General features: G+C 55.3%; 14 protein-coding genes and 1 other RNA gene. 9 read left to right on the forward strand and 6 right to left on the reverse strand.

Annotation, left to right across the window (positions count from 1 at the left end; genetic code table 11):
* Positions 1-330: 330 nt before the first annotated feature.
* From ICA20_RS06185 to ICA20_RS06225, 9 genes are all read left to right on the forward strand, one after another.
* Positions 331-897, forward strand: a complete 567-nt coding sequence (locus tag ICA20_RS06185; RefSeq protein WP_000905010.1) for a recombinase family protein — start codon at positions 331-333, stop codon at positions 895-897.
* 142 nt (positions 898-1,039) lie between these two features.
* Positions 1,040-2,212, forward strand: a complete 1,173-nt coding sequence (locus tag ICA20_RS06190) for a phage tail sheath protein (protein ID WP_000046120.1) — start codon at positions 1,040-1,042, stop codon at positions 2,210-2,212.
* Positions 2,213-2,221: 9 nt separating this feature from the next.
* Complete coding sequence (locus ICA20_RS06195) at positions 2,222-2,737, forward strand: phage major tail tube protein (protein WP_001207660.1); 516 nt, start codon at positions 2,222-2,224, stop codon at positions 2,735-2,737.
* 54 nt (positions 2,738-2,791) lie between these two features.
* Positions 2,792-3,094 carry a phage tail assembly protein gene (locus ICA20_RS06200; protein WP_001281010.1) on the forward strand — a complete coding sequence of 101 codons (303 nt, stop codon included), beginning with the start codon at positions 2,792-2,794 and terminating at the stop codon, positions 3,092-3,094.
* 14 nt (positions 3,095-3,108) lie between these two features.
* A complete protein-coding gene (locus ICA20_RS06205) occupies positions 3,109-3,228 on the forward strand; it encodes a GpE family phage tail protein (protein ID WP_000763311.1) in 120 nt (39 codons plus the stop codon).
* Positions 3,221-6,298 (forward strand): phage tail tape measure protein, encoded by a 3,078-nt coding sequence (locus tag ICA20_RS06210; RefSeq protein WP_038642785.1) that lies wholly within the window; start codon positions 3,221-3,223, stop codon positions 6,296-6,298. Before ICA20_RS06205 ends, ICA20_RS06210 begins: the two co-directional genes overlap by 8 nt.
* Positions 6,295-6,780 (forward strand): phage tail protein, encoded by a 486-nt coding sequence (locus tag ICA20_RS06215; protein ID WP_000980413.1) that lies wholly within the window; start codon positions 6,295-6,297, stop codon positions 6,778-6,780. Before ICA20_RS06210 ends, ICA20_RS06215 begins: the two co-directional genes overlap by 4 nt.
* Positions 6,777-7,877: a phage late control D family protein gene (locus ICA20_RS06220; RefSeq protein ID WP_001011796.1), complete on the forward strand. Its 1,101-nt coding sequence runs from the start codon at positions 6,777-6,779 to the stop codon at positions 7,875-7,877. The genes ICA20_RS06215 and ICA20_RS06220 overlap by 4 nt, the downstream gene beginning before the upstream one ends.
* A gap of 68 nt (positions 7,878-7,945) precedes the next feature.
* Entirely contained in the window at positions 7,946-8,164 is a 219-nt protein-coding gene (locus ICA20_RS06225) for an ogr/Delta-like zinc finger family protein (RefSeq protein ID WP_000980501.1), read from the forward strand.
* 26 nt (positions 8,165-8,190) lie between these two features.
* Here the strand turns inward: ICA20_RS06225 and ICA20_RS06230 are convergent, their stop codons facing one another.
* The 6 genes from ICA20_RS06230 to ICA20_RS06255 all read right to left on the reverse strand — a co-directional run bounded on the left by ICA20_RS06230 (position 8,191) and on the right by ICA20_RS06255 (position 25,311).
* Complete coding sequence (locus tag ICA20_RS06230) at positions 8,191-8,673, reverse strand: hypothetical protein (RefSeq protein ID WP_000391794.1); 483 nt, start codon at positions 8,671-8,673, stop codon at positions 8,191-8,193.
* A 123-nt stretch (positions 8,674-8,796) separates the two neighbouring features.
* Positions 8,797-9,160, reverse strand: a transfer-messenger RNA (tmRNA) gene (gene ssrA / locus ICA20_RS06235).
* 72 nt (positions 9,161-9,232) lie between these two features.
* The gene (locus tag ICA20_RS06240; protein WP_129694947.1) at positions 9,233-10,396 is read right to left on the reverse strand and encodes an HlyD family efflux transporter periplasmic adaptor subunit; all 1,164 of its coding nucleotides are present in this window, start codon (positions 10,394-10,396) and stop codon (positions 9,233-9,235) included.
* Between the two features lie 7 nt (positions 10,397-10,403).
* Complete coding sequence (locus ICA20_RS06245; RefSeq protein WP_038642776.1) at positions 10,404-12,590, reverse strand: type I secretion system permease/ATPase; 2,187 nt, start codon at positions 12,588-12,590, stop codon at positions 10,404-10,406.
* The gene (locus tag ICA20_RS06250; protein WP_038642774.1) at positions 12,587-13,996 is read right to left on the reverse strand and encodes a TolC family outer membrane protein; all 1,410 of its coding nucleotides are present in this window, start codon (positions 13,994-13,996) and stop codon (positions 12,587-12,589) included. The genes ICA20_RS06245 and ICA20_RS06250 overlap by 4 nt, the downstream gene beginning before the upstream one ends.
* A 71-nt stretch (positions 13,997-14,067) precedes the next feature.
* Positions 14,068-25,311, reverse strand: coding sequence for a BapA/Bap/LapF family large adhesin (locus ICA20_RS06255; RefSeq protein ID WP_038642772.1), 11,244 nt, complete (start codon positions 25,309-25,311; stop codon positions 14,068-14,070).
* Positions 25,312-25,648: the final 337 nt, after the last annotated feature.

Consider the following 25,648-nt stretch of genomic DNA (forward strand, 5'->3'; position numbering starts at 1 on the left):
TACGGCTGGCCTGGTGCCAACGAAAGTTGCAGGAAAAGTGAACACAGATTCAGTGGAAAAATATAGGTTTGTCGTTCCACCACTAGGGTTACTTGTTATGGATTCGACCGACCTGGTAAACCAGCAGATTAGTGTTCCGTCGGCGAATTTTGTGTACTCACCATTTGAGTTAGATCCTCTCTCAATAATTGCCCCGGTCGGAACTCCCCCTGACTGAGATACTGTTCCTACGACATCAGCTTTAGCAGCTGTTCGCAAACCAACGTTTAAGAAAATGCAGAGGTAACAGCTAACTGGCATCATCTCCGGTTTTTATTCAGGGGGATGATCATGCTTATTGGCTATGTACGCGTGTCAACAAATGACCAGAACACCGATTTGCAACGTAATGCACTGAATTGCGCGGGATGTGAGCAGATTTTTGAGGACAAAATCAGTGGCACTAAGTCCGACAGACCGGGGCTGAAAAAACTACTCAGGACACTATCGGCAGGAGACACGCTGGTTGTCTGGAAGCTGGACAGGTTGGGGCGCAGTATGCGGCATCTTGTTACGCTGATAGAAGAGTTGCGCCAGCGTGGTGTGAATTTCAGAAGCCTGACTGACAGTATTGATACCAGTACCCCAATGGGCCGTTTCTTTTTTCATGTCATGGGTGCCCTGGCTGAAATGGAACGCGAACTGATAGTTGAACGTACCAGGGCAGGGCTGGCTGCAGCTCGTGCCAAAGGCAGAGTAGGTGGACGCCGTCCTAAGTTGACCACCGAACAGTGGGCACAGATTGGGCGTTTACTCGAGGCCGGAGAATCAAGACAGCGTATTGCACTGATTTTTGATGTAGGCGTTTCTACCATTTATAGAAAATTTCCGGCAAATAAGATCAATGAATCCCCCTGAATCAGCATTATGTTGATTATCCCTGCAAGCAGACAAATACCGTTATTTTGTGTGAATAACGACACAACTGCGCTTAGCTGTTTGTCAGGCACAATCACTTCAACATAGGGCGAAGCCTAATCCAATCAGGAGGTTCGCCACTATGGCTCAGGATTACCACCACGGGGTGCGCGTTGTTGAAGTCAACGAAGGCACCCGATCTATTACCACGGTGAGCACCGCCATCGTGGGTATGGTCTGCACGGGCGATGATGCCGATGCAAAAATGTTTCCTCTTAATAAACCCGTGCTGATCACTGATGTGCTGACTGCCAGCGGTAAAGCGGGTGAGTCAGGTACTCTGGCCCGTTCGCTGGATGCCATCGCTGATCAGGCAAAACCCGTGACCATTGTTGTGCGTGTGCCGCAGGGTGAAACGGAAGACGAAACCACGACCAATATCATCGGCGCAGTGACTGCTGAAGGTAAAAAAACAGGTATGAAAGCCCTGTTATCTGCCCAGTCACAGCTCGGCGTTAAACCGCGCATTCTCGGCGTGCCAGGCCACGACACCAAGGCGGTAGCTACTGAGTTGCTGAGCGTGGCGCAAAGCCTGCGTGGATTTGCTTACCTGTCAGCGTATGGCTGCAAGACAGTGCAGGAGGCGATCACTTACCGCGAAAACTTCAGCCAGCGCGAAGGGATGCTGATCTGGCCTGACTTTACTGGCTGGGACACGGTGCTGAATGCCGAAGCAACGGCATATGCCACCGCCCGTGCGCTTGGTCTGCGCGCCAAAATTGACGAGCAGACCGGATGGCACAAAAGCCTGTCCAACGTGGGCGTGAACGGTGTCACCGGAATTTCTGCAGATGTGTTCTGGGATCTGCAGGACCCGGCAACCGATGCAGGTCTGCTGAACCAGAACGACGTCACCACGCTTGTGCGTAAAGACGGTTTCCGCTTCTGGGGTTCCCGCTGCCTGAGTGATGACCCGCTCTTTGCCTTCGAAAACTACACCCGCACGGCGCAGGTGCTGATGGACACGATGGCAGAAGCACACATGTGGGCGGTGGATAAACCGCTTAACCCGTCGCTGGCCCGCGACATTATCGAAGGTATCCGCGCCAAAATGCGCAGCCTGGTCAGTCAGGGCTATCTCATTGGTGGTGATTGCTGGCTGGATGAGTCGGTGAACGACAAAGACACGCTGAAAGCCGGAAAACTCACCATCGACTACGACTACACGCCAGTGCCGCCACTTGAAAACCTGATGCTGCGTCAGCGCATCACCGATCAGTACCTGGTGAATTTCGCCAGCCAGGTCAGCGCGTAAGGGGACAACATGGCTTTACCACGCAAATTAAAACACCTGAACCTGTTTAACGACGGGAACAACTGGCAGGGGATCGTTGAGTCGCTGACGCTGCCGAAATTTACCCGCAAATATGAGAAGTATCGCGGCGGCGGAATGCCGGGTGCGGTGGATGTGGATCTGGGGCTTGATGACAGTGCGCTGGACACAGAATTTTCCATTGGTGGTACTGAATTGCTGCTGTTTAAACAGATGGGTAAAGCCACGGTGGATGGCATCCAGCTGCGCTTTACCGGCTCTATTCAGCGTGACGATACCGGGGAAGTGCAGGCCGTGGAGCTTGTCGTGCGTGGACGTCACAAAGAAGTGGATTCCGGCGAGTGGAAGACGGGCGAAAGCAACACCACCAAAGTGACCAGTACCAACAGCTACGCGAAGCTGACCATCAATGGTGAGGTGCTCTATGAAGTGGACCTTATCAACATGGTGGAAATTGTGGACGGTGTGGACCTGATGGAAGCGCACCGCAACGCCCTCGGCCTCTGATATATCTGAACGGCGCGGGATACCGCGCCAGAACCCAATTGACAGGACAGCAAAATGAGCGATAAGCAGACTGAAAAGACCATTCAACTGGATACCCCCATCAAGCGCGGTAAAACAGAAATCACCGAAATTGTGCTGCGTAAACCGCAGTCCGGTGCGCTGCGCGGTACACGCCTGCAGGCCATTATGGATATGGATGTAAACGCGATGATGACCGTGATCCCCCGCATCTCCAGTCCGGCACTGACTGCACAGGAAATTGCAGAGATGGACCCGGCAGATCTCACTGCCATGTCGGTTGAGGTTGTCACTTTTTTGTTGAAGAAGTCGGTGCTTGCCGTTTTACCGACAGCCTGACGGTTGACGATCTGGTGGCAGATATCGCCACCATTTTTCACTGGCCGCCATCCGTTACTGACGTTATGCCGCTGACCGAAGTGCTGGAATGGCGGTATAAAGCGATTCAGAGAAGCGGGGCCAACGATGAGTGATAACAACCTGCGTCTGCAGGTCATTCTTAATGCGGTTGACAAGCTCACCCGCCCATTTCGATCTGCGCAGGCCAGTTCAAGAGAACTGGCTGCTGCTGTCAAAAAATCCCGCGATGCAATAAAGCAGCTTGATCAGGCCGGGAGCAGTCTGGACAGCTTCCGAAAGCTGCAGGCAGAAAATCAGAAATTAGGCGACAGGCTGAACTATGCCCGCCAGCGTGCAAATTTGCTCAGTCAGGAACTGGGAGCGATGGGGCCGCCTTCGCAACGTCAGATTGTTGCTCTGGGCCGTCAACGGCTGGCTGTTCAGCGCCTGGAAGAACGCCAGAAAAAGCTGCAGCAGCAGACGGCGCTTGTGCGTGCTGAACTGTACCGGGCGGGAATTTCTGCGAAAGACGATGCGGGAGCAACTGCCCGTTTAGCCCGTGAAACATCACGTTATAACCAGGAACTTTCGAAACAGGAGGCGCGGCTGAAGCGACTGGGGGAAGCCCAGCGCAGGATGAATGCAGCGCGTGCCAGTTATGCCCGTTCGCTGGAGGTGCGTGATCGTATTGCAGGTGCCGGAGCCACCACCACGGCTGCAGGGCTGGCAATGGGTGCGCCAGTGATGGCGGCAGTAAAAAGCTATACCAGCATGGAAGATGCCATGAAAGGTGTGGCAAAGCAGGTCAATGGTCTGCGTGACGATAATGGCAACCGCACTGCACGTTTTTATGAAATGCAGGATGCCATCAAGGCTGCCAGCGAACAGTTGCCGATGGAAAACGGTGCGGTGGACTTCGCTGCACTGGTTGAAGGTGGTGCGCGCATGAACGTCGCAAACCCTGACGACAGCTGGGAAGATCAGAAACGTGACCTGCTGGCCTTCGCCAGTACGGCAGCAAAGGCGGCAACAGCCTTTGAGCTGCCAGCGGATGAACTGTCAGAAAGTCTGGGGAAAATCGCCCAGCTCTACAAAATCCCCACCCGCAATATTGAACAGCTCGGTGATGCGCTGAACTATCTGGATGATAACGCCATGTCGAAAGGGGCAGACATCATTGATGTGATGCAACGTCTGGGCGGTGTGGCTGACCGTCTGGATTATCGTAAAGCGGCGGCGCTGGGTTCCACCTTCCTGACACTGGGCGCTGCGCCAGAGGTTGCAGCCAGTGCAGCAAACGCGATGGTGCGTGAATTGTCCATTGCCACCATGCAAAGCAAGAGTTTCTTTGAAGGGATGAATCTGCTGAAACTCAATCCTGAAGTGATTGAAAAGCAGATGACGAAGGATGCGATGGGAACCATCCAGCGCGTGCTGGAGAAGGTAAACGCGCTGCCGCAGGACAAGCGCCTGTCTGCCATGACTATGTTGTTTGGTAAAGAGTTTGGCGATGACGCGGCGAAACTGGCAAACAACCTGCCGGAACTGCAGCGTCAGTTAAAACTGACAGCGGGCAATGATGCGCTTGGCTCCATGCAGAAAGAATCCGACATTAACAAGGATTCACTTTCTGCGCAGTGGTTGCTGGTCAAAACCGGAGCGCAGAACACCTTCAGCAGCCTGGGCGAAACGCTGCGCCAGCCGCTGATGGATATTCTGTACACGGTGAAAAGCGTCACGGGGGCGTTGCGTCGCTGGGTGGAAGCTAACCCGGAACTGACAGGCACACTGATGAAAGCATCGGCTGTTGTGGCTGCGGTTACCGTCGGCCTCGGCACCTTAGCGGTGGCGCTGGCTGCAGTGCTGGGGCCGCTGGCAGTGATCCGTCTGGGATTCTCTGTGTTGGGTATCAAAACGTTATCTTCCGTTACGGCAGCAGTAACTCGAACCAGCAGCGCGTTGTCCTGGCTGGCTGGCGCACCACTGGCACTGCTGCGACGCGGGCTTGCTTCATCGGGCAACGCCGCAGGTTTACTTACTGCGCCGTTGTCGTCTTTGCGCCGCACGGCATCACTGACGGGAAATGTCCTGAAAACTGTAGCAGGTGCGCCGGTTGCATTTTTGCGGTCTGGATTATCCGGTTTACGTGCTGTTGCTGTGATGTTTATGAATCCTCTGGCGGTACTGCGCGGTGGACTGGCCGCCGCAGGCACGGTGCTGCGAGTACTGGCATCTGGTCCACTGGCGATGCTGCGCGTTGCCCTGTATGTCATATCTGGTCTGTTAGGTGCTCTGCTCAGTCCGATAGGTCTTGTGGTTACTGCACTGGCGGGCGTGGCGCTGGTTGTCTGGAAATACTGGCAACCCATCACCGCATTTCTCGGTGGCGTGGTGGAAGGATTCAAAGCGGCGGCAGGTCCCATCAGTGCAGCGTTCGAACCGCTTAAGCCCGTGTTCCAGTGGATTGGCGACAAAGTGCAGGCGCTGTGGGGCTGGTTTACTGATCTGCTGACGCCCGTTAAGTCGACCTCTGCCGAACTGCAGAGCGCAGCGGCAATGGGGCGGCGATTCGGGGAGGCACTGGCGGAAGGGCTGAATATGGTCATGCATCCGCTGGACTCCCTGAAATCCGGCGTTTCCTGGTTGCTGGAGAAGCTCGGCATTGTCAGTAAAGAGGCCGCAAAGGCAAAACTGCCGGAAAGCGTGACGCGTCAGCAACCTGCGACGGTGAATGCAGACGGTAAAGTGATGATGCCATCGGGTGGTTTTCCATCATGGGGATATGGCTTTGCGGGGATGTATGACAGCGGCGGGTATATCCCGCGCGGGCAGTTTGGCATCGTCGGTGAAAACGGGCCGGAAATTGTTAACGGCCCGGCAAATGTGACCAGCCGGAGAAATACAGCTGCACTGGCTGCCGTTGTTGCCGGAATGATGGGCGTTGCTGCCGCGCCAGCAGAGCTTCCACCGTTGCACCCCTTGGCACTTCCCGCGAAAGGTGGAGAAGCAATTGTGAGTCGCGCAGCCACTGTGCCGCTCGTTCAACGGATTGAGGCACCGACGCAGATCATCATTCAGACGCAGCCAGGACAAAGTGCGCAGGATATTGCGCGGGAGGTGGCACGCCAGCTTGATGAACGTGAACGCAGGCTGAAGGCAAAAGCCAGGAGTAACTACAGCGATCAGGGGGGATACGACGCATGATGATGGTGCTGGGATTGTACGTGTTTATGCTGCGCACCGTTCCGTATCAGGAACTGCAGTATCAACGCAGCTGGCGACATGCGGCAAACAGTCGGGTAAACCGACGTCCGTCCACGCAGTTTCTGGGACCGGAAAACGACATGCTGACGCTTTCCGGTGTTCTTATGCCGGAAATAACAGGCGGCAGGCTGTCGTTGCTGGCACTGGAGCAGATGGCAGAACAGGGGAAAGCATGGCCCCTGATTGAAGGCAGCGGCACGATTTACGGCATGTATGTGATTGAGGGACTGAATCAGACTAAAACGGAGTTTTTCCGCGACGGTATGCCGCGCCGGATTGAGTTCACCCTGTCGCTCAAACGAGTGGATGAATCCCTGTCCGATATGTTCGGTGATCTCAGTGCGCAACTGAATAATCTGCAGGACACGGCAACGTCTGCCTTAAGCGATATCAGTAAAACGGTGGGAGGGCTGCTATCGTGAATTTCAGCTCTGAACTGCTTAACAAAGGCAACAAAACTCCCGCATTCAGCATCAGTATTGAGGGCAGGGATATCACCACTGTGCTGGATAACCGCCTGATGAGTTTGACGCTGACGGATAACCGGGGCTTTGAAGCGGACCAGCTTGATCTGGAGCTGGATGACGCTGACGGAAAAATCGTGCTGCCGCGCCGTGGTGCGGTTATTACGCTGGCGCTGGGCTGGAAGGGGCAGCCGCTTTTCCCGAAAGGGGCATTCACAGTGGACGAGATTGAACACACTGGCGCACCGGACCGCCTGACTATCCGGGCGCGAAGTGCTGATTTTCGGGAAACGCTGAATACCCGCCGTGAAAAATCGTGGCATAAGACCACCGTCGGGGAAGTGGTGAAGGAAATAGCCGCGCGGCACAAGCTGAAGATGGCACTGGGTAAAGACCTGTCGGATAAGCCCGTGGAGCATATAGACCAGACTAATGAGAGTGACGGCAGTTTTCTGATGCGGCTGGCGCGACAGTACGGTGCCATCGCGTCGGTGAAAAATGGCAATCTGTTATTCATCCGGCAGGGGCAGGGCAAAAGCGCCACTGGTAAACCTCTGCCAGTGATCACTATCACACGCAAGGACGGCGACAGTCACCGATTTACCCTGGCAGATCGCGGAGCCTACACGGGCGTAATTGCCAGCTGGTTGCATACCCGCGAACCTGCGAAGAAAGAAAGCACCACGGTGAAGCGTAAGCGCAGAACTAAGAAGCAGAAGAAAGAGCCGGAAGCGAAGCAGGGCGATTACCTGGTGGGTACGGATGAAAACGTGCTGGTACTTAATCGCACTTATGCCAACCGGAGCAACGCTGAACGGGCAGCGAAAATGCAGTGGGAACGCCTGCAACGCGGCGTTGCGTCATTCTCGCTACAACTGGCGGAAGGGCGGGCAGATCTTTACACGGAAATGCCAGTGAAAGTTAGTGGCTTTAAACAACCGATAGATGATGCGGAATGGACCATTACGACTCTGACTCATACCGTCAGCCCGGATAATGGTTTTACGACCAGTATTGAACTCGAAGTGAAGATTGATGATCTTGAAATGGAATAAAGTGTCCTCAATATTGATATTTTGTGTATCATTACAATGATTCTGATAGCAAAGGTAGGGATCTGGATATGATGAATTGTCCAAAGTGTGGTCATGCGGCACACACAAGGAGCAGTTTTCAAGTAACTGAAAGCACCAAAGAGCGTTACTGCCAGTGCCAAAATATTAACTGCGGGAGCACTTTTGTTACCCATGAAACAGTGGTCCGGTTTATTGTGACACCCGCACTGATTGCTACTGCTCCTCCACATCCATTGCCAGGTGGTCAGGGGCATATGAATTTTTGAGAAAGAGAACCTGCTACGGCAGGTTTTTATTCATCTGGGATCTCACCCGTTTCAAGAAAATGTATAAAGCCAGGCTCATCTATGATGATTGTGCCTTTCATCCTGGCTGCCGATACTTTTGATGGGCCTGCATTGTAACCGCAACAGAGCATCTGAAGGCTTTGGGTTACAGAGGTTCTTACCGTTAATCCTTGTTCATTCGCCTTATCAACCAATCTTTCTTTATCTGCTTTCTTAAATCCGGTGAAACACACATCGAATGTATTTTTTTTCGGACCAGACTGCTTAGTGAGATGTGAGTAGTTTTCGGGGAGGAATGACGCGCATTCCTGAATGGCTTGTTCTGGTGAATCGTACTGTTTAAGAATGCGGTCTTTTCGGAAGGTTTTTATTCGATCGGTGTTCTTACAAATGCCCTGTATATGATTTTCGCTATAACTGATGCTCTGTATTGAGTGAACTCCGATACGACCATTTGCATTGATGTAAACAAAGTGAAGTTCTTCCATGTGAAACCTCTTTGCATGATTTCAAGATGGCGACAGGCAAGATGGACGCAAAAGTCTGTCGCCATTTTGCCGCCACTACCAAAGAAAAAGGGGCTACGCTTTTACGTAACCCCTTGATTTATTTGGTGGAGCTGGCGGGAGTTGAACCCGCGTCCGAAATTCCTACATCCTCGGTACTACATGCTTAGTTCGTCTTTACATTCGCCTGGCACCTGCGGACGGACACGCCACTACCAGACTAGCCTGATTAGTTTTAACGCTTCAACCCCAGGCAGGGCATCCACGCGATCTCTTTTGGGTTTGACCTCTCTTTGATCCCCGTCTTAAGAGCGGAAGCTAGGGAGAGAGGGCTCAGAGCAGGTTATTAAGCTGCTAAAGCGTAGTTTTCGTCGTTTGCGACTATTTTTTTGCGGCTTTTTACGAGGCCAACCGCCCCTCGGCATGCACCTTGGGTTTCGCGAATCCCGTCGAATCCAGAATCAGCCCCAATGTGTTAGAGCAAGTATAACAGACTTGTGACACGCGTGACCAGCCCCCGCAACCCCTAATCCTCAAGGATTTACCGCTCGCGTAGCGCTTCTTTAGCCCGATTAAACGGTTTGATTAAATAGTCGGCGATGGTTTTTTCACCTGTTTTTATATCCACTGTGGCAATCATGCCCGGTACGATGGAGAACTGGCGACCCAGTTTGTTCTCCAGGTAGTCCTGATGGGTACGGATAAACACGCGGTAGTAGAAGATTTCCGGTTTCACTTTATCCTGAATAGTGTCCGGAGAGATGGTTTCAACTACGCCTTCCAGACCGCCATAAATGGCGTAGTCATAAGCGGTTATCTTGACCAGCGCTCGCTGGCCAGGGTGAATAAATGCAATATCACGCGGCGACAGACGGGTTTCAATGAGAAGATGATCGTCTATTGGCACGATTTCCATCATTTCGCCATTGGGTGGGATAACCCCGCCAATGGTGGTGACCTGGATATTTTTCACGATGCCGCGCATGGGCGCGCGCACGGTCAACCGGGTGACGGAATCCTCACGTCCTTTCAAAATGGCCGCCAGCATATCCACTTCGGCGTTGGCTTTAGACAGCGCTTCACGCGCCTGCACGAAGTATTGGGAACGCAGGTCAGCGATTTTTAATCCCAGATCGCTTTTTTGTCGTTGCAGGCGCAGCACTTCCACATGGCTGGCGGCGCCGCTTTTCTCCAGACGTTGGGTAATGGCCAGCTCTTTATTGACTGAGACCAGCGCGTCCTGCAGTTCCGCCATGGAATCAGCAAGCTGCGCGCGGCGGCTTTTATACAGACGCGTTTCGGAGGCGATGAGATCCGGCCAGGCGCGTAGTGAATCGGGAAAGGTCAGCGGCAGATCGTTAACTTCAGCATTAAGCCGCGCGCTGGAAGCCAGCGAGGCGCGATAGCGGGCGGCGCTTTCCCCAACGTTGGACTCTGAGCGGGTAGGATCGAGGCGCGCTACGATTTGATTGGCCTGCACCTTATCGCCCTCGCGTACCGTCAGCTCGGCGAGGATCCCGCCATCCAGCGACTGCAATACCTGCTCACGTGAGCTGGGGATCACTTTCCCGCTGCCGGTCGAGACTTCATCAAGTTTACCGAAATACGCCCAGATACCCAGCACGGCAAATAACAGCGTGCTGAGCAGAATAATGCGGCTGGCCCCGGAAAAATGGTGTTTGCGGCGGATATCCAGATCGTCCATGGCGGCGTCATGCGGATTGGTTTTCATTTTTCCACTCCCGACCGTGAGTAGGTACAGCTGCCCGACTTGCACTCAATGCCTGCGCTTTCGGGGCATCCATCACCAGTTGACCTTCTTTCAATACCACCACGCGCTCGACCAGCTCCAGAACCGGCACGCGATGGGTGGCGACAATCAGTGTGCGGTTGCCCAGCCAGAGGTTTAGCCGCTGAATAAACTCCCGCTCGGTATGTTCATCCAGTGAAGCGCTGGGTTCGTCCAGTAGCACGATATTGGGTGAGCGCAGCAGCATTCTTGCCAGCAGTATCGACTGCCGCTGTCCACCGGACAGACCGTTGCCGCCCTCCATAATCGGATGCGCCAGCCCTTTGGCGAGTTGTTTAACGAAAGCCGCTGCGCCGCTGACCTCCAGCGCGTCGAATATCTGCGCGTCGCTGGCATGCGGCGCGCCAAGAGTCAGGTTCTCACGCAGGGTGCCGAAAAACAGCCGCGCATTCTGGCTGAGAAAACCGATGTTACGGCGTAAATCGGCCATATCGATTTGCGCCAGGCTCAGGTTATCGAGTCGGACCTCGCCCTGAATAATCTCTACGCCGCCCGCCATGGCCTGCAGCAGCGTTGATTTCCCCGCGCCGTTACGACCGAGGAGCGCTATTCGTTCCCCGGGCATGATCTCCAGACGTGAGATACGCAGCGGCACGCGCTGATCGTCGCTGTGGTAGCGAAAGTGCGCGTTTTCAAAGAGATAATGACCGTGAAGAATTTCCTGATGTACCCGATCTTCATCGTACTGCGTTTCGGTGGGGAGCTGCATGATGCTGTCCAACCCCATCTTCGCTGCTTTGACCTGCTGCCAGCGGGCCAGCACGCCGCACAGGTTAGCCATTGGGGCAATCATTCTGGAACCGAGCATGGAGGCGGCCACCACGGCCCCGGTGGTCATCGTGCCTTCAATGACCATCGGCGCGCCGAACATAATAATGGCGGCGTAGACCAGGCTTTGTACCGACATGCCCCAACCAATCAGCCCCTGAGTCAGCTTGCGCGTGCGCAGTCCGGACTCTCCGGTAATGCGGATGTAGCTGTTCCACTGCTGTAAAAAGCGGTTTTCCGCCTGCATCAGCTTGATGTCCTCCAGCCCCTGAACGCTTTCAACCAGTACCGCGTTGCGCAGGGTGGATTCATGTGCGGCCTGGTTGGCGAGCACCGCCAGCTTCTTCTGTAACAGTAAACCAGGCAGGATCATCAGCAGGGCGGCGACGGGCGCTATCCATGCCAGCGGCGGGGCAATGCAGGCCAATACCACGATAAACAGAAAGAAAAAAGGCAGATCGACAATAGTCGACATGGTCGAGGAGGTGATCATCTCGCGAACCTGCTCCAGCTCGCGGAGTTGAGAAATAAAGCTCCCCGTAGAGCGAGGTACGGCTCTATTACGCAGCCGCAGGGCATGACTGAACACCCGATCGGAAATGCGCATATCGGCGCGTTTACCCAGCAGATCCATAATGTGGGTACGTGCTTCGCGCAGCAGAAAGCCAAACAGTACCGCCACCAGAACGCCGGTTGAGAGAACATACAGCGTCGGATACGACTGGGCCGGAATCACCCGATCGTAGACCTGCATCGAAAAGATAATCCCGGCGAGCGACAGAACGTTAATCAGAAAAGCGGCAACCATCACCGGCAGGTAAGGGCGGATATCCTGTAAAACCAGTTCGCGCATCCAGTCGGGCTTAAAGCGAGAAATATAGCGGTCTACCCGACTGTCTTTTAGCGCCGAAAGCGGACGCAGCGCGGTAATGCTTACGATCTCCGGCACAAGCTCTGCAACCGTCAGCCGGTTACGCTGCCCCTCTTCGGCGATGATAAAAACATCCAGCGCATCGTCACCGTTGAAATGTTCTAGCACCATGATTTGGCCGTCGCGCAGTTCAGCCACTACCGGTAAACGCCACTGGCTGAACGCCTGCTTTGTGGTATCCAGTGCGTGAAATGACAGGCCTGCCTGGCGCGCCAGTTGCGTCAGCGCGAGGGTGCGGTTTTTTCCTGCAAACCATGGCGCGTTGGCCTGGATTGCGCCGGGGGAGCAGGCAACGCGATAGTGGCTGGCAATATAGGTCATCGCCTGCGCCCACTGGCTCAGGGCCTGTTCGCCAATGGCCTCTTCCGCATGTGAATCGACGTCGCTCATAGCTGTATCTCCACCGATTGAATGCTGCGGTTATTTAAGGCGAATGCCTGGCGTAGCGAGCCGGTGTTGTAGAGGCAGTTCAGCTGTAACTGGCGTAGCTGGTTTTGGGTCTGGAGTTCAGCAAAACGCGCCTGATACACCTCCTGCTCGGCGTTAAGCACATCGAGCAACGGGCGAGAGCCAAGATCCAGATACTGCTGTTGATACAGCTCGCGCGTTTGTTCACTCAGTCGCTGCTGGCGTCGCAGAATTTGCAGAGCGGTGGCGAGACTCATCGCCTGGCTGCGGGATTCCAGTAATTTCTGCCGTACCTCAAGCCGGGTTCGTTGAATGGAATACTGGGCTGACTCAACCGCATGACTGGCGGCGTTGCGTCTGGCGGTAAGTCCGCCTCCCTGATACAGCGGCATTTCAACTTTTACCCATGCGGAGTACTGGGTTTTGTCGAGCACCTCATGGCTGGGATATTTGTCGTTGAGATAGTGCTGAACCGACGGCTCCAGAGAGATAGTCGGCGTCATTTGCGCGTTGGCGTAGTCGAGATTGGCCTGCGCCACATTCGCCTGCGCCCACGCCGCCAGCACGGCAGGAACCAGCTTATCGTCGGGTTTAACGACATCACAACTGCTGTCCAGTTTGCCGGGAAATTCATTGCTGATGCCGTTGAGCGAGTTCCAGCCGAGAAAACTCATCAGCGTTGCCTTGCTGCTGTCGAGATTGGCCTGGTACTGCGCCAGTTGCGAACGCGCGGACTCTATGCGCGCATCGGTTTGCACCACGTCTGATAGTGAGGTTGCGCCTTCATCATTGCGTTGCCGGGTCAATCGGCCAATGCCGTTCAGAGCGGAGAGTTGCTCCTCGGCGGCGTCCACCATCTGCTGCCACGTCTGCACCTGGACTATCGCGTTGGCGGTCGCGTGGGCGATGGTATCAATACTGAGTAACACATTAGCCTGTTGTTGCGCGGATCCTGCCGTTTCAGCGCGGACCTGGCTGGCCACTTTGCCGAAGTCATACAGCATTTGCGACACCGAAATAACCAGGGCCGGGCTAAAGCCGTGGTCGGTGTAAGTATTGCTGTAGCCGTTGTTCATTCCGGCAGTTACCTGCGGGTAATATTTCGATTTCGCCACGTCTATCTGCTCATTCTGTGAGAGCAGTTTGCCGATAGATTCACGAATGGAAGGGTGCCAGCTCACGGCACGACTCACGGCATCGTTCAGCGTCAGAGTTCCGGGGGCGGCAGGGCTTAGCGGCAGATCGGCGACGGAGCCGTCAAGGCTTGGAAGCATCTGGCTGTTTGCCAACCCTTCCGGCGTAATAACTTGCGGTTCATCTTCGGCATTCACCCGCATGGAACACAGCGCTAATGCCAGCAGTAATGCCACGGGCATGACTTTTCCCATATCTCATCCCTTTCAAAATACAACCGTTACGGCAGTTGCTCCGGGCGTCGTGGCGCCCGGAGCTTTATGTATTAACCACCCGTGATGAGATGGTTGTTCTGTAGCAGTTCATTCAGTGTGGTGTTGACGTTCTCCAGGGTGATGAGGTTGGTGGATTGATAAGTTCCCCCCGTGCCGTCGCGGTCGATGGCAATCACGGTGTTGGATCCGTTGGTGGTGACCTGTACGTAGTTCCCAAGCGTAGAAGCCTGATGGTTCCATCCGCTCAGCAGTTCGTGGATATCGATCTTGTCGCCCTGGGCCATCGAGAAGTTGGTCCAACTGTCGCTGTTGTTCCCTCCGGTTGCGTTGTTGGCATTAAGCAGGTGATAAATCAGCGTATCGCCGTATGCGCTGCCGGTCAGACGATCGGCATCCGCGGTGCTCACGACCTGCGGATTCATGTCGATGGTCAGCGTGGCGGTATCGGTATGGCCTTGCTGGTCGTTGAGGGTGTAGTTGAACGTCTCTTTGGTCGTGATGGAGGCCAGTGATACATCGCTGTTGAGGGCATAGGTGTAATGGCCGTCTATGCCGATGGTCAGTTTGCCGTACAGACCGTTAATGATGGCGCTGGTCGTGTTGCCAAGCGGATCCAACGTGGCAGTGCTACCGCCAGTGCCGTTCACCGTCAGCAGGGTATGCACGCTGGCAATATGGTCTCCGTCATAGATATTGCCCGTGACGCTGTTTGCGGCGGAGGTCTCGAAGTTTTGCAGATCGATTATCGTGCCTTTTACGCTTGGGGTGATGGTGATATTCCCCAGCCCCAGAGCCCCGACGCTGCCGGTGTAGTCGAGGCGGTAGTTACCGCTATGCAGTACGATCCCGCTCAGGGCAATATCAATATTGCCGCCAACCAGCAATCCGCCGTTGAACGAGCCATTAGTCACCTTGACGTTATTACTGTCGTACAGTGTCCAGGTGACGGTTAGTCCGCCCAGCGTCAGACCTGAAGCGACGTTAAAATGCAGGATGGCGTTTTGCACCGCCGTTCCCGCTGCAACCTCTATAGTTCCTGTGCCATTTTGTGACGTTGCTGACAAGAGTTGGGCGTTCCAACTGGCGTTACCGACGCTATTATCGGTGAACGACCGGGATGTATCCGCCTGCGTGGTGACCGCCATCTGGGGGCTGATGTCATTGACGGCATCCAGTGCCTGCGGGGTTGCCGTAATGTTCAGCGACGCGCTGCCGGTGTCGCCGTTTGGCGCCCGGACCTTATACACGAAGCTGTCAGGGGTGTTGATGCCGTCCGCGCCCAGCCCGCTTTTTAACGTGTAGGTGTAGTTCCCCTTCGCATCAATAGTCAGCGTGCCGTACTGCCCGTTTATGGTTGTGATGCCCGTCCCATTAACGGCGACGCCGTTCACCTCGGTAATAACGGTATTGGCCGGAGCCGAGTCATTGACCAACAGATTTCCGTTGGTCGACGCGCTCAGGCTGTCTACGGCGTAGGTATGATCCGCCTTAATGTCCAGCGTATAAGTGGTTGCCAGAGCCAGACCGCCGGAAGCGTTAAGCAGGAACAGATAGTCTCCGCCAGGTAGCGTGATGGTGTATTCCGTAGAGCCGCCGGCTAACACCGCGGTGACCCAATTGGGCTTCACACGGAACTGTTCATATTGTTGAATAGACTCATTGAAGCGATAAATGTAGAGATCAAAACCGCCCACCGTCACGCCGAGAACATTCGCCTGCACGGTCAGCGTGCGGGTTGCGCCATCATCCACGTTGAATTTGATAGGGTTGGTCAGGCCGTTAACCAGACTGACGTCCAGCACATTACCCAGTCCAACGTTAACGAGCGTGAAGCCAGTTTGTTTTGAGGTTCCATTATCGATCGCAATGACCTGTGTCCCGTAAGTCAGCGCGGCAATATCATCTGCTGCTGTGACTGTACTGGTCGCTGGGGGCTGGCCCAGCGTTACCACCAGTTTTGCCGATGAGCTATCTGCGCCATGCGTCAGCGTATAGGTGAAACTTTCGGAGCGTCCATACACTGAAATTGACGTATTAGTCAGGGTGTAGGTATAGCTACCGTTCTGATTAATATGCAGGATGCCGTATTTCCCCTGCACATCAATGCCGCCCGCCGGGACGCTCACGATGTTGCCGTTACCGTCGGTTACGGAGGTGACCAGCGTGCCAGACGGCGCGTTATCCTGCCCGTTGGTGGGATCGATATCCGTGATGATGTTGCCAGATTCCGTCGTACCGCCGATGATGGTCCCGGCGCTGCTTTTCACCACCGCGACATCAAGGCTGGTGTAAGAGCCCGTTGCCAGCAGGTTGGTGTTATAGCTTACGACACGGTAATCGCCCCCCGTCAGTCCGCTGTAATTAAGCGTTACGCCAGAAGCGCCTAAGGTGAGAAGGCTGGCAAAGTTTGGTAGGCCGGTATCCACTACCGTCACCCAGGCATTCAGCGAGCTGTCAAAGCGCTGGATCACGATCTCCAGCGTGTTTAGCAGTGACAGGACCACGCCGGTCGCGGCTGCATTGATCGTAATGGATCCGCTGCCTCCAGAGGCGATATTAAAATTGACGGTTGCCGTATCGTCCCCCAGCACGTTCGCCACATTACCCAGCGCGTTGACCAACAGGAAACCATAATCGCTTTTATGCTCGGTGCTGACGGTAACATCGGTCTGTAGCGGCAGACGGGTAATGTTGTCTTCGGCCAGCAACGGCAATACCGGGGCGATAACGCTTGTAGGCGATGATGTATTACCCGCTGCATCGGTCGCCGTGGCGGACAGCGATTGACCTTCAATCTGGCGAACCGGCAAGTTGACGCTATAGACACCGCTGCTGTTGGCGATGGCCGTCACGCTGGTGCCGCCGGGTAGAGAGATAGTGACCGTGCTTCCCGCTTCGGCGACGCCGCTTACGGTTCCGCCATCGGCGCTGATCAGTATTGTTGGCGCGGAGGGCGGGGTGGTATCCACAATCACGCTGAACGAACCGGACAATCCGCTGGTGCCGTTGGCATTTGTTGCCGTGGCGGTAAACGCGTGGTTACCTTCGCTGAGCGCGCCGGTTGGGGTAAAGCTCCAGAGCCCATTGCCATCTGCGGTCGTGGCGCCCATGAACACCCCGTTGTTATACAGTCGGACCACGGCGCTAGCCTGCGCTGTTCCGCTGAGCGTTGGCAGGGTGTCATTGGTGGTTTTACCCGCCGTGACCAGACCAGTGACCGAGCCGACGTCATCGAACACGCTGGCAATAACGGGCGCAGGCGGTACACCGGTAAAGGGTGCCAGAACGTTGCCTGCTGTACCGATGTTGCCCGCGGCATCCTGTGCGCTAACCAACAGCGTTTGCCCACTGATTTGCGGTGGGTTCAGCGTGAAGGTGAAGTTACCGGAGGCGTTCGCAGTTGCCGTACCGAGCACCGTTCCGCCGTTAGAGGTAATGATGACCGTGCTGTTGGGCTCGGCAACGCCTGTGAGCGTCGTGCCGGTGGCGTTTACTGAAAGTCCGCCAGGAATGCCTGGCGCGACGGTATCGACCACTATCGCTGCGGGCGCCGATGTGCCGCTGGTGTTACCTGCACTGTCCGTTGCGGTGATGGTAAAGGAGTGGGGACCTTGTGCCAGCTCGGTGGGCGGGGTGTAACTCCAGTTGCCGCTGCCGTCCGCCGTCACGCTGATGACGAAGATGCCGTTATCATAAATATCGATCCGCGCATTGGCTTCGGTGGTGCCGGTTAACGTTGGGCGTGCGTCATTGGTTGGCTGATTATTGCCAATCGCGCCGGTGTTTGGTCCGACATCATCAATAATGCTGCTGATTGCAGGCAGCGTCGGGGCGGTAGTATCCACCACGACGCTAAAACCGGCCGTCGCGCCGCTGGTATTGCCCGCCGCGTCGGTGGCGGTGACGGTGAAGGTGTGCGATCCACTCGCCAACGGCGTGGTTGGGGTAAACGACCAACTGTTATTGCTCTGCACCAGTGCCGTTCCCAGCAGGGTGCTCCCGTCATAGATACTGACGGTGCTGCCTGCTTCAGCGGTGCCGTTCAACGTTGGGCGCGCATCGTTAGTGAGTTGCCCGTTGCTGAGCACCGCATTGAACACGCCGCCTGCGACGTCATCGACCACCGAGACCAGTATCGGGGTAGTTGGCGCAAGCGTGTCGACATTAATAATAAATCCACTCGACGCCGGGCTGACGTTGCCGGCGGCGTCGGTGGCAATGGCGGTAAACACATGCTGACCGTTGCCCAGCGTGGCGGGCAGATATTCCCAGGTGCCGTCTATCGCCGCAGTCACCGTCGCCAGCAGCGTGCCATTATCGTAGATGGCCACTCGGGCGCCCGCTTCCGCCGAGCCGTTGAGTAACGGACGGGTGTCGTTAGTAAAGGCTCCGTTCGACAGCGTTCCGGTACCCGGCAGCACGTCATCAAAAGCCTGAATAATGGTTGGCGCCAGGGGAGCGACGGTATCAACAACGATGTTAAATCCAGCGGACGTTGGGCTGACGTTTCCGGCAGCGTCCGTCGCGGTTGCTGTCAGCGCGTGGTTGCCATTGCCCAGGGCTGGCGGCGTGAAGCTCCAGGCGCCCGTCCCATCCGCTGTGGTTGAACCGATAAACGTTCCGTTATCGTAAATTTTGACCGTCGAATTGGCTTCAGCTGTGCCGTTGAGTGTGGGTTGTGTATCGTTTGTGGCCTGGCCGTTATTCAGATTACCGGTTGCCGGACCGACATCATCCGCAACCTGAGTAATGACTGGCGTCCCCGGCAACACCGTGTCGACGATAAGTGCGAAGCCATTGGATGGAGGGCTGGTATTACCCGCACTGTCTGTAGCGGTGACGGTCAGCGTATGTGGCCCGTTACTGAGTGCAGCCGTTGGGGTTAGGCTCCAGGTACCGTTCGCGCCAACGGTCGTAGTGCCGATGGGCTGACCGTCGCTCAGGACAGTAATCGTCGCGCCAACTTCACCGGTGCCACTCAGGGCCGGACGGGATTCGTTCGTGGTCTGGCCGTTGGTTATTGGGCCCGTTGTCGGGGCGGTGTTGTCCTGCACCGTGCTGATGACCGGTATTGACGGGGCAATAGAGTCCAGTTCAATCGTAAACGATGATGATACTCCGCCCGTATTTCCGGCCCGATCGGTGGCAACGGCGGTGAAAATATGCTGACCCTGGCCCAGGGGCGTTTCTGGCGTAAAGCTCCAGTTGCCCGACGCATCCACCTGAGTTGTCCCTAAGTCGCTACCATTATCACGGATCGTGATGATGGCGCCGATCTCACCTTTACCGTTCAGCGTTGGCAGCGCATCGTTGGTCAACTGTCCGTTAGTTAGCGCCGTATTACCGGGTTGATCGTCAATCACCGAGGTGATGACTGGCGCAGCAGGGGGAAGCGTGTCGACGACGACCACGAACGGTGGCGTGGCCGGGCTGATGTTGCCCGCGCCATCCGTGACGGAGGCGGTCAGTGAGTGGCTGCCTTCACCGAGAGCAGGCGCAGGCGTAAAGCTCCAGTTGCCGTTTTCATCGCTGGTGGTTGTGCCAATCACTACGCCATTATCGCGGATGGTCACAACCGAATCCGCTTCAGTGGTGCCCGCGAGCGTTGGGGTATTATCGTTGGTCAACTGTCCGGAGGTCAGGGTCTGAGTTGTACCAACGTTGTCTGTGACCGTCACAATGGAGGGGGCATCCGGCGCCAGAGTATCGACAATGATCCGGAAGTCACTGGACGGATCTCCCTGGTTGCCTGCGGCATCTGTTGCGCGAGCGGTGAAGAGATGGTCGCCTTCTCCCAGAGGGTCGGTCGGGGTAAAGCTCCAGAAACCGTTGCTGTTTACCGTGGTTGTGGCATAAGCAACGCCTTTATCGTAAAGCGTGATGGTTGCGCCTGCTTCGCCGGTTCCGTTGAATGTCGGGCGTGAGTCGTTGGTAATTTGCCCTTTATCCAACGATCCGGTGCCTGGGGCAACATCGTCAATGATGCTGGTGATAGTTGGCACCTGCGGAGCGGTGGTGTCGATGGTGATGGCGTAGTTGGGCGATAAACCGCTGGTGGTGCCGCCTACAGTTTGTGACACGGTGAAGTTATAGGTTGTGCCGTTAGTCAACGCAGTGGGTAACTGATAACTCCAGGCACCGGAAACTGCATCGGCGGTCACTGTAATGGCAGGTGACACACCATCTATATAAATATTAACAGTCGCCCCAGCGGTGGCTGTTCCTTGCAGCAGCGGTAAGGTGTCGTTAGTGGTTTTACCGTTGCCAATCACCCCCATGATGGGCGCGATGTCATCGACAATCTCAAGAGTCGGGGGATGTGGCACGTTGGAGATGGCGGCGTTAAACGGCGCAGGATCGCTCTGATTGCCTGCAGGATCCTGGGCAATAGCGGTGAGCGCCTGACCCGTTGTTTGTGCCGGTGAAATCGTGACAGTAAAGTTCCCGGAACTGTCAGCCACTCCCTGACCAAGAACGGTGTTGCCGCTACGGATAATTACCGTGCTGCCAATTTCTGCCGTGCCGCTTACTTTCGTCCCATCAGGATCTACGCTGGTAACAACTGGAATGGCAGGAGGCTGCGTATCGACAATCAACGTTAGCGGATTATCTGCCGCCAGTACGTTACCGGCCCCATCCTGGGCACCGAACGTCAATGTGTGAGTAGCGTTGGGCGTAAGGGGAACATCGACACTCCAACTGCCGTTCGCGGCAACGATAGCCGTCGCAATGGCGATGGGATTGTTGCCGTCATAAATTAACACCGTACTGCCTGGCGTGCCGGTCCCGCTAATGGTTGGCATTGTATCGTCCGTCACGCTGCCGCTGGTTAGCGAACCAGTAAAGACGCCGACGTTATCCTGAATATCCGTGACCAGCGGTAGGGTCAGCTTCGTGTTGTTAACCGTAAACGAAATGCTGTTTGAGCTGTCGCTGATGTTACCGGCCGGATCGGTTGCGGTGGCGATCAGCGTGTAGCTCCCGTTGGTCAGTGCCGTCCCGGGCGTAATACTCCAGGTTCCGCCTGCCACCGTTGCTGTGCCGAGCACCGTACCGCCGTTATACAGAGTAATAGTATCCCCGTCGGTGCCAGTACCTCGAATGGTTGGCGTGGTGTCATCGGTCACGCCGTTAGCCGCAACATCGCCCTGGACGTCGCCGACATTATCGTTAGCGGCGATAATCACCGGCGGCGCTGAAGGTGTCGTATCAATCCCCAGGGCAACAGCATCCGAACGTAGGCTGACGTTACCAGCAGGATCGGTTGCGGTGAGGGTGACCTGATAATTGTCCGGATTAATGGGGCTGGTGGGCGTAAAGCTCCAGGAGCCATCTGCGCCAACGGTCGCAGTACCCAGCGGTGAAGTGTTGCCATCAAGGTAGATAGAAATAAGATCGCCAGGGTTGCCCGTGCCGCTAAAGGTTGGCGTGGTATCGTTAGTGATGCCGTTAGTGATGATGCCGGTTATCGGGTTGACGTCATCCGTTATGGTTGGCGGCTCTGGTTTTGCTGGCGGCAGGTTATCTACCGTCAGCGTAAAGCCTGCTGACGGGATCCCCGTGTTGCCAGCCATATCGGTCGCCGTCGCCGTAAATTTATGCGGACCGTCCGGCAGTGGACCTGTCGGCGTATATGTCCAGCTTCCATTTGGCTGAACGGTGGTGGTACCAAGAAAAACGTTGTTATCGTAAAGGGTAATCGTCGCGCCTGGCTCGCCGGTTCCGGACAGTTCGGGGGTCGTGCTCTTGGTACTGCCACCGTTGCTCAACGTTTGAAGGCTTGTGCCAATCAGACCTTCTGCTGAGCTGATAACCGGGGCTGGCGGTGGGGTGGTATCAATGGTCAGCGTGAAATTACCTGGGTTACTGGCGTTGCCTGCAACGTCTGTCGCAATTGCTGACAAACTATGTGGACCTTCACTGAGCGGCTGGCTGAGTTGAATACTCCAGGTGCCATCAGGTAATACCGTTGTGCTACCAATCGACGTGGCGCCATCATAGAGGGTGATGGTAGAACCGGCTGTCCCGGTCCCTTTCAGCAGCGGCAAAGTATCGTTTGAGCGACTACCGGTGGACAGATCAATCGGCGCATTCCCGACGTCGTCGGTGGCAGTCAAAATGACAGGATTGCCTGGCGGTTGGGTATCTACGGTAACGCTGACCACGGTGGAGGAGGTGACGACGTTACCAGCGGCATCCGTAGCAGAAACTGTAAACTGGTGGATGCGATCGCTGAGCGCCTGATTTGCCGGAACGGTATAACTCCAGGTTCCCGTGCTATCGACAAGCATGACTGTCATCAGGAAACTGCCATCGTACAGGCTCACCAAAGAACCGGGTTCACCGGTGCCTGATATGGTTGGCGTATTATCGTTGGTGACCCAACCGTTGTTCGCGACGCTACCTGTGATGCTGCCGACATCATCGTTAATCAGCGTAATCACGGGGACGGTCGGAGCGAGACTATCGACAATTATTTTCCAGCTTGCGGCGCTACTGGTATTGCTGGCGGCATCGGTTGCCGTCACCGTAAATATGTGCGCGCCCTGGGTCAACGCTGTTGTGGGCGTATAGTTCCAGTTACCGTTGAGATCAGCGGTGACGGTCGTTAACAGTTCGCCGTTATCGTAAATTTTAACCTGAGCTCCGGCCTCGGCAGTGCCTTCGAGTTTAGGTTTATCGTCGTTAGTTAAGCCGTTGTTACTGATGGAACCGATGACATCCGCGACATCATCCGTCACGGCAATGATAATCGGCTGGTTTGGTGCGGTGATATCCGGTGCCAGCGCCGAGGTTGGCAGGCTTTCGTTATTATTGCTGTCAGTTGCGGTGACTTTTACCGTTTCGCCGTTCATTTGCGACGGTGTAATCGACACGGTGAAGTTGCCACCGCTGTCAGCCTGACCTACACCAATCTGATTGCCGTTGCTGTCTTTGACGGTGACGGTGCTTCCCGCTTCGGCATGTCCGCTTACAGAACCGCCGTCCCCGGCGACGATGACGCCGGTTGGCGCATCAGGTGCTGTGGTATCTGGTGCGGTAATCGGAGTGTTACCGCTGGTATTGCCTGCTGCATCCGTTGCATTCGCGTTAAGGCGTTCACCGTTAGTCTGCGGCGGAACCAGCGTGGCGGTGAAATCTCCGCTCGGGCCAGCAGTTGCTGTTCCAATGATCGCGCCATCTGGATCCAGAATATGTACCGTACTGTTGGGTTCTGCGGTGCCGGTAACCTGATCCCCCGTAGGATTAATCATCAGGTTAGCGGGCGGCTGCGGGGCCGTGATATCTGGCGCGAGCGTGGTTTCTGGCTGGCTTGGGTTGCCTGCCGGATCGGTCGCGATGGCGGTAATCGTTTCGCCATTGGTCTGTGGCGGGGTGATGGGGATGGTAAATGTTCCATCTTCTCCGGCGACGCCGCTGCCGATCGGAGTGTTATTACTGTCGGTGATAACGACAGTATTGCCTGGCTCGGCCGTCCCGGTGACAACACTGCCGTCTGCGGAGACGCTGAGATCGTCTGGTGGCGACGGCGGCTGTATGTCGATACTAATATTAAATGTTGGCGACATACCGCCTGTCCCTAGCTGGTTTGTTGCCGTGGCGCTGAAAGCGTGCGGCCCTTCCGGCAACGGCGTAGCGGATGTCCAGCTCCAGTTGCCATTGGCGTCGGCAACCACGCTTTCGATAATCGTACCATTGTTATAAATGTTAACGGTGCTGTTAGCGTCCGCAGTGCCAGAGAGCGTTGGCGTTTGATCGTTGGTGGCCTGATTGTTGCTCAATAACCCGATTGACGGTGCGGCATCATCCATAACGCTGACGATAACGGGTACGCCCGGATAGCCGGAATTTGTGGCATAAAATGGGGTATCTGGCCCGATGTTGCCCGCCTTATCCTGAATCTTCGCGAGCAACGCTTCGCCGTGCGTCTGTGAGGGGGAAATCGCGATGACGAAATTGCCGGTTTGATCGACCGTTATTGCCCCTAAAACCTGGCTATTACTACCAATGATAGTGACCAGACTTCCTGCTTCCGCTCTACCCGTTACCGTGGTGCCTTCGAGGTTTACTGCGGAAATCACCGCGCCTGCAGGCGCGGTCGTATCAACGGTAAATGTCGGCAGGCTCGTTTCCGCGCTCACGTTACCTGCGGCGTCAGTTTGCGTCAGCGTCAGATTGTGAACGCCGTCGCTGAGGGGCGTATCAGGAGTAAAGGTCCAGTTACCATTGTCATCTACTGGCTCCATACCAATCAGGATGCCATTGTCATAGATGCTGATGGTACTCCCTGCTTCGCCAGTACCAGTGAGAGTTGGCGTGGCATCGTCGGTTTCGCCGTCATTGGCGATAAGACCGGTAATGGAACCGACATTGTCGATTTCCTGAGTAACCACGGGGGTATCAGGGGCAAGCGTATCGACAATAATCACCCAACTGTCTGACATCCCACTACTACCCGCATTATTTGACGCGCTGACGGTAAACTGGTGAGTGCCGTCTGCAAGAGGGGATGAGGGGGTAAACGACCAGTGGCCGTTGGCATCGATAGTAACCTGGCCTATTTCGACGCCGTTATCAAAAATATGTAATGTGGCATTTGCCGGGCCGGTACCCTGGAGTTCAGGCGTATTATCGTTGGTGGACTCCTGTTGATTGACAAGGCCGGTAATAAGCTCCTGGTCGTCAATTACGCTGGTGATGACGGGCATGTCTGGCATATTGGGGGTTGTTGTTGGCGGCGCGCCGTTATCGCCATCGCCACTACCGCTGCCGCCGTTACCATTGCCGTTTCCGGCATTACCGTTGCCGCCGCTACCATTACCGTTTCCGGCATTATTATCGCTCCCGCCGCTCCCGCCGCTCCCGCCGCCGCCACCACCGCCACCTCCTGCAGCGAGGCCAATTCCGCCAGCGACCGCAACCCCGCCAAGGACCCAGGGCCAGATTGCGCCTCCGTCATGACTGCCTTCGGCCGTCATCAGCGGCGTGAGATCGTCCAGGTGCTGAAAATGGAAAGCACCATCCGTATCCTGAACCCACCATAGCGCGCCATTGCTGTCTTCCAGAACGAGCTGGTTTTGCGCATCACCTTTTCCGACGTAAAAATTTTTAATGGTGATGGTTTCACCTGAACGGAGTGTGACAACCAGATCCTGATTAACACGAGTCAACTGGCTGACCTCCTCACGTGAAACGGACAGTTTCACAATAGAAGGTGAGTTGAGTGTAATTTCAGAGGCTTCAACATTGGTAGAAACACCAGTCAACTTCGATACAACGGCGAGTAGACGCATATGTTCACTCCTGATGGCAGGTCGGGAGTATTAATCCGCAACGGCGTGCCGGGAAAATGAGCAGACAGGTGCCTCGTTCATCATAATGATGAACTTACACATGTAATTTCATGGATAAGATTTACTGGTATCAGTTTCTGAAAAAATTAAGTCGTAGTCTGAGCACCAAAATAGTTCTTTCGTATTAGATGATATAGTCAGAAAGAAAACTTTCTGCAATGTCCAGATATTAAAAACATATGGTGATATTTTTCATCGAAATGAGTTAAACGTTTCGATAAATAGGTTTTATTTATAAGTTGCTGTAATTGTTGTTTTTGTTATTTATTGTTAATAA

Source organism: Citrobacter sp. C5_2 (assembly GCF_014596845.2).
Lineage (GTDB): Bacteria > Pseudomonadota > Gammaproteobacteria > Enterobacterales > Enterobacteriaceae > Citrobacter > Citrobacter werkmanii.

Excerpts from the sequence above, each read along its gene's own strand:
- ICA20_RS06185 (WP_000905010.1), top strand. The coding sequence starts at position 331 with ATGCTTATTGGCTATGTACGCGTGTCAACAAATGACCAGAACACCGAT.
- ICA20_RS06190 (WP_000046120.1), top strand. The coding sequence starts at position 1,040 with ATGGCTCAGGATTACCACCACGGGGTGCGCGTTGTTGAAGTCAACGAA.
- ICA20_RS06195 (WP_001207660.1), top strand. The coding sequence starts at position 2,222 with ATGGCTTTACCACGCAAATTAAAACACCTGAACCTGTTTAACGACGGG.
- ICA20_RS06200 (WP_001281010.1), top strand. The coding sequence starts at position 2,792 with ATGAGCGATAAGCAGACTGAAAAGACCATTCAACTGGATACCCCCATC.
- ICA20_RS06210 (WP_038642785.1), top strand. The coding sequence starts at position 3,221 with ATGAGTGATAACAACCTGCGTCTGCAGGTCATTCTTAATGCGGTTGAC.
- ICA20_RS06215 (WP_000980413.1), top strand. The coding sequence starts at position 6,295 with ATGATGATGGTGCTGGGATTGTACGTGTTTATGCTGCGCACCGTTCCG.
- ICA20_RS06225 (WP_000980501.1), top strand. The coding sequence starts at position 7,946 with ATGATGAATTGTCCAAAGTGTGGTCATGCGGCACACACAAGGAGCAGT.
- ICA20_RS06230 (WP_000391794.1), bottom strand. The coding sequence starts at position 8,673 with ATGGAAGAACTTCACTTTGTTTACATCAATGCAAATGGTCGTATCGGA.
- ICA20_RS06240 (WP_129694947.1), bottom strand. The coding sequence starts at position 10,396 with ATGGACGATCTGGATATCCGCCGCAAACACCATTTTTCCGGGGCCAGC.
- ICA20_RS06245 (WP_038642776.1), bottom strand. The coding sequence starts at position 12,590 with ATGAGCGACGTCGATTCACATGCGGAAGAGGCCATTGGCGAACAGGCC.
- ICA20_RS06250 (WP_038642774.1), bottom strand. The coding sequence starts at position 13,996 with ATGGGAAAAGTCATGCCCGTGGCATTACTGCTGGCATTAGCGCTGTGT.
- ICA20_RS06255 (WP_038642772.1), bottom strand. The coding sequence starts at position 25,311 with ATGCGTCTACTCGCCGTTGTATCGAAGTTGACTGGTGTTTCTACCAAT.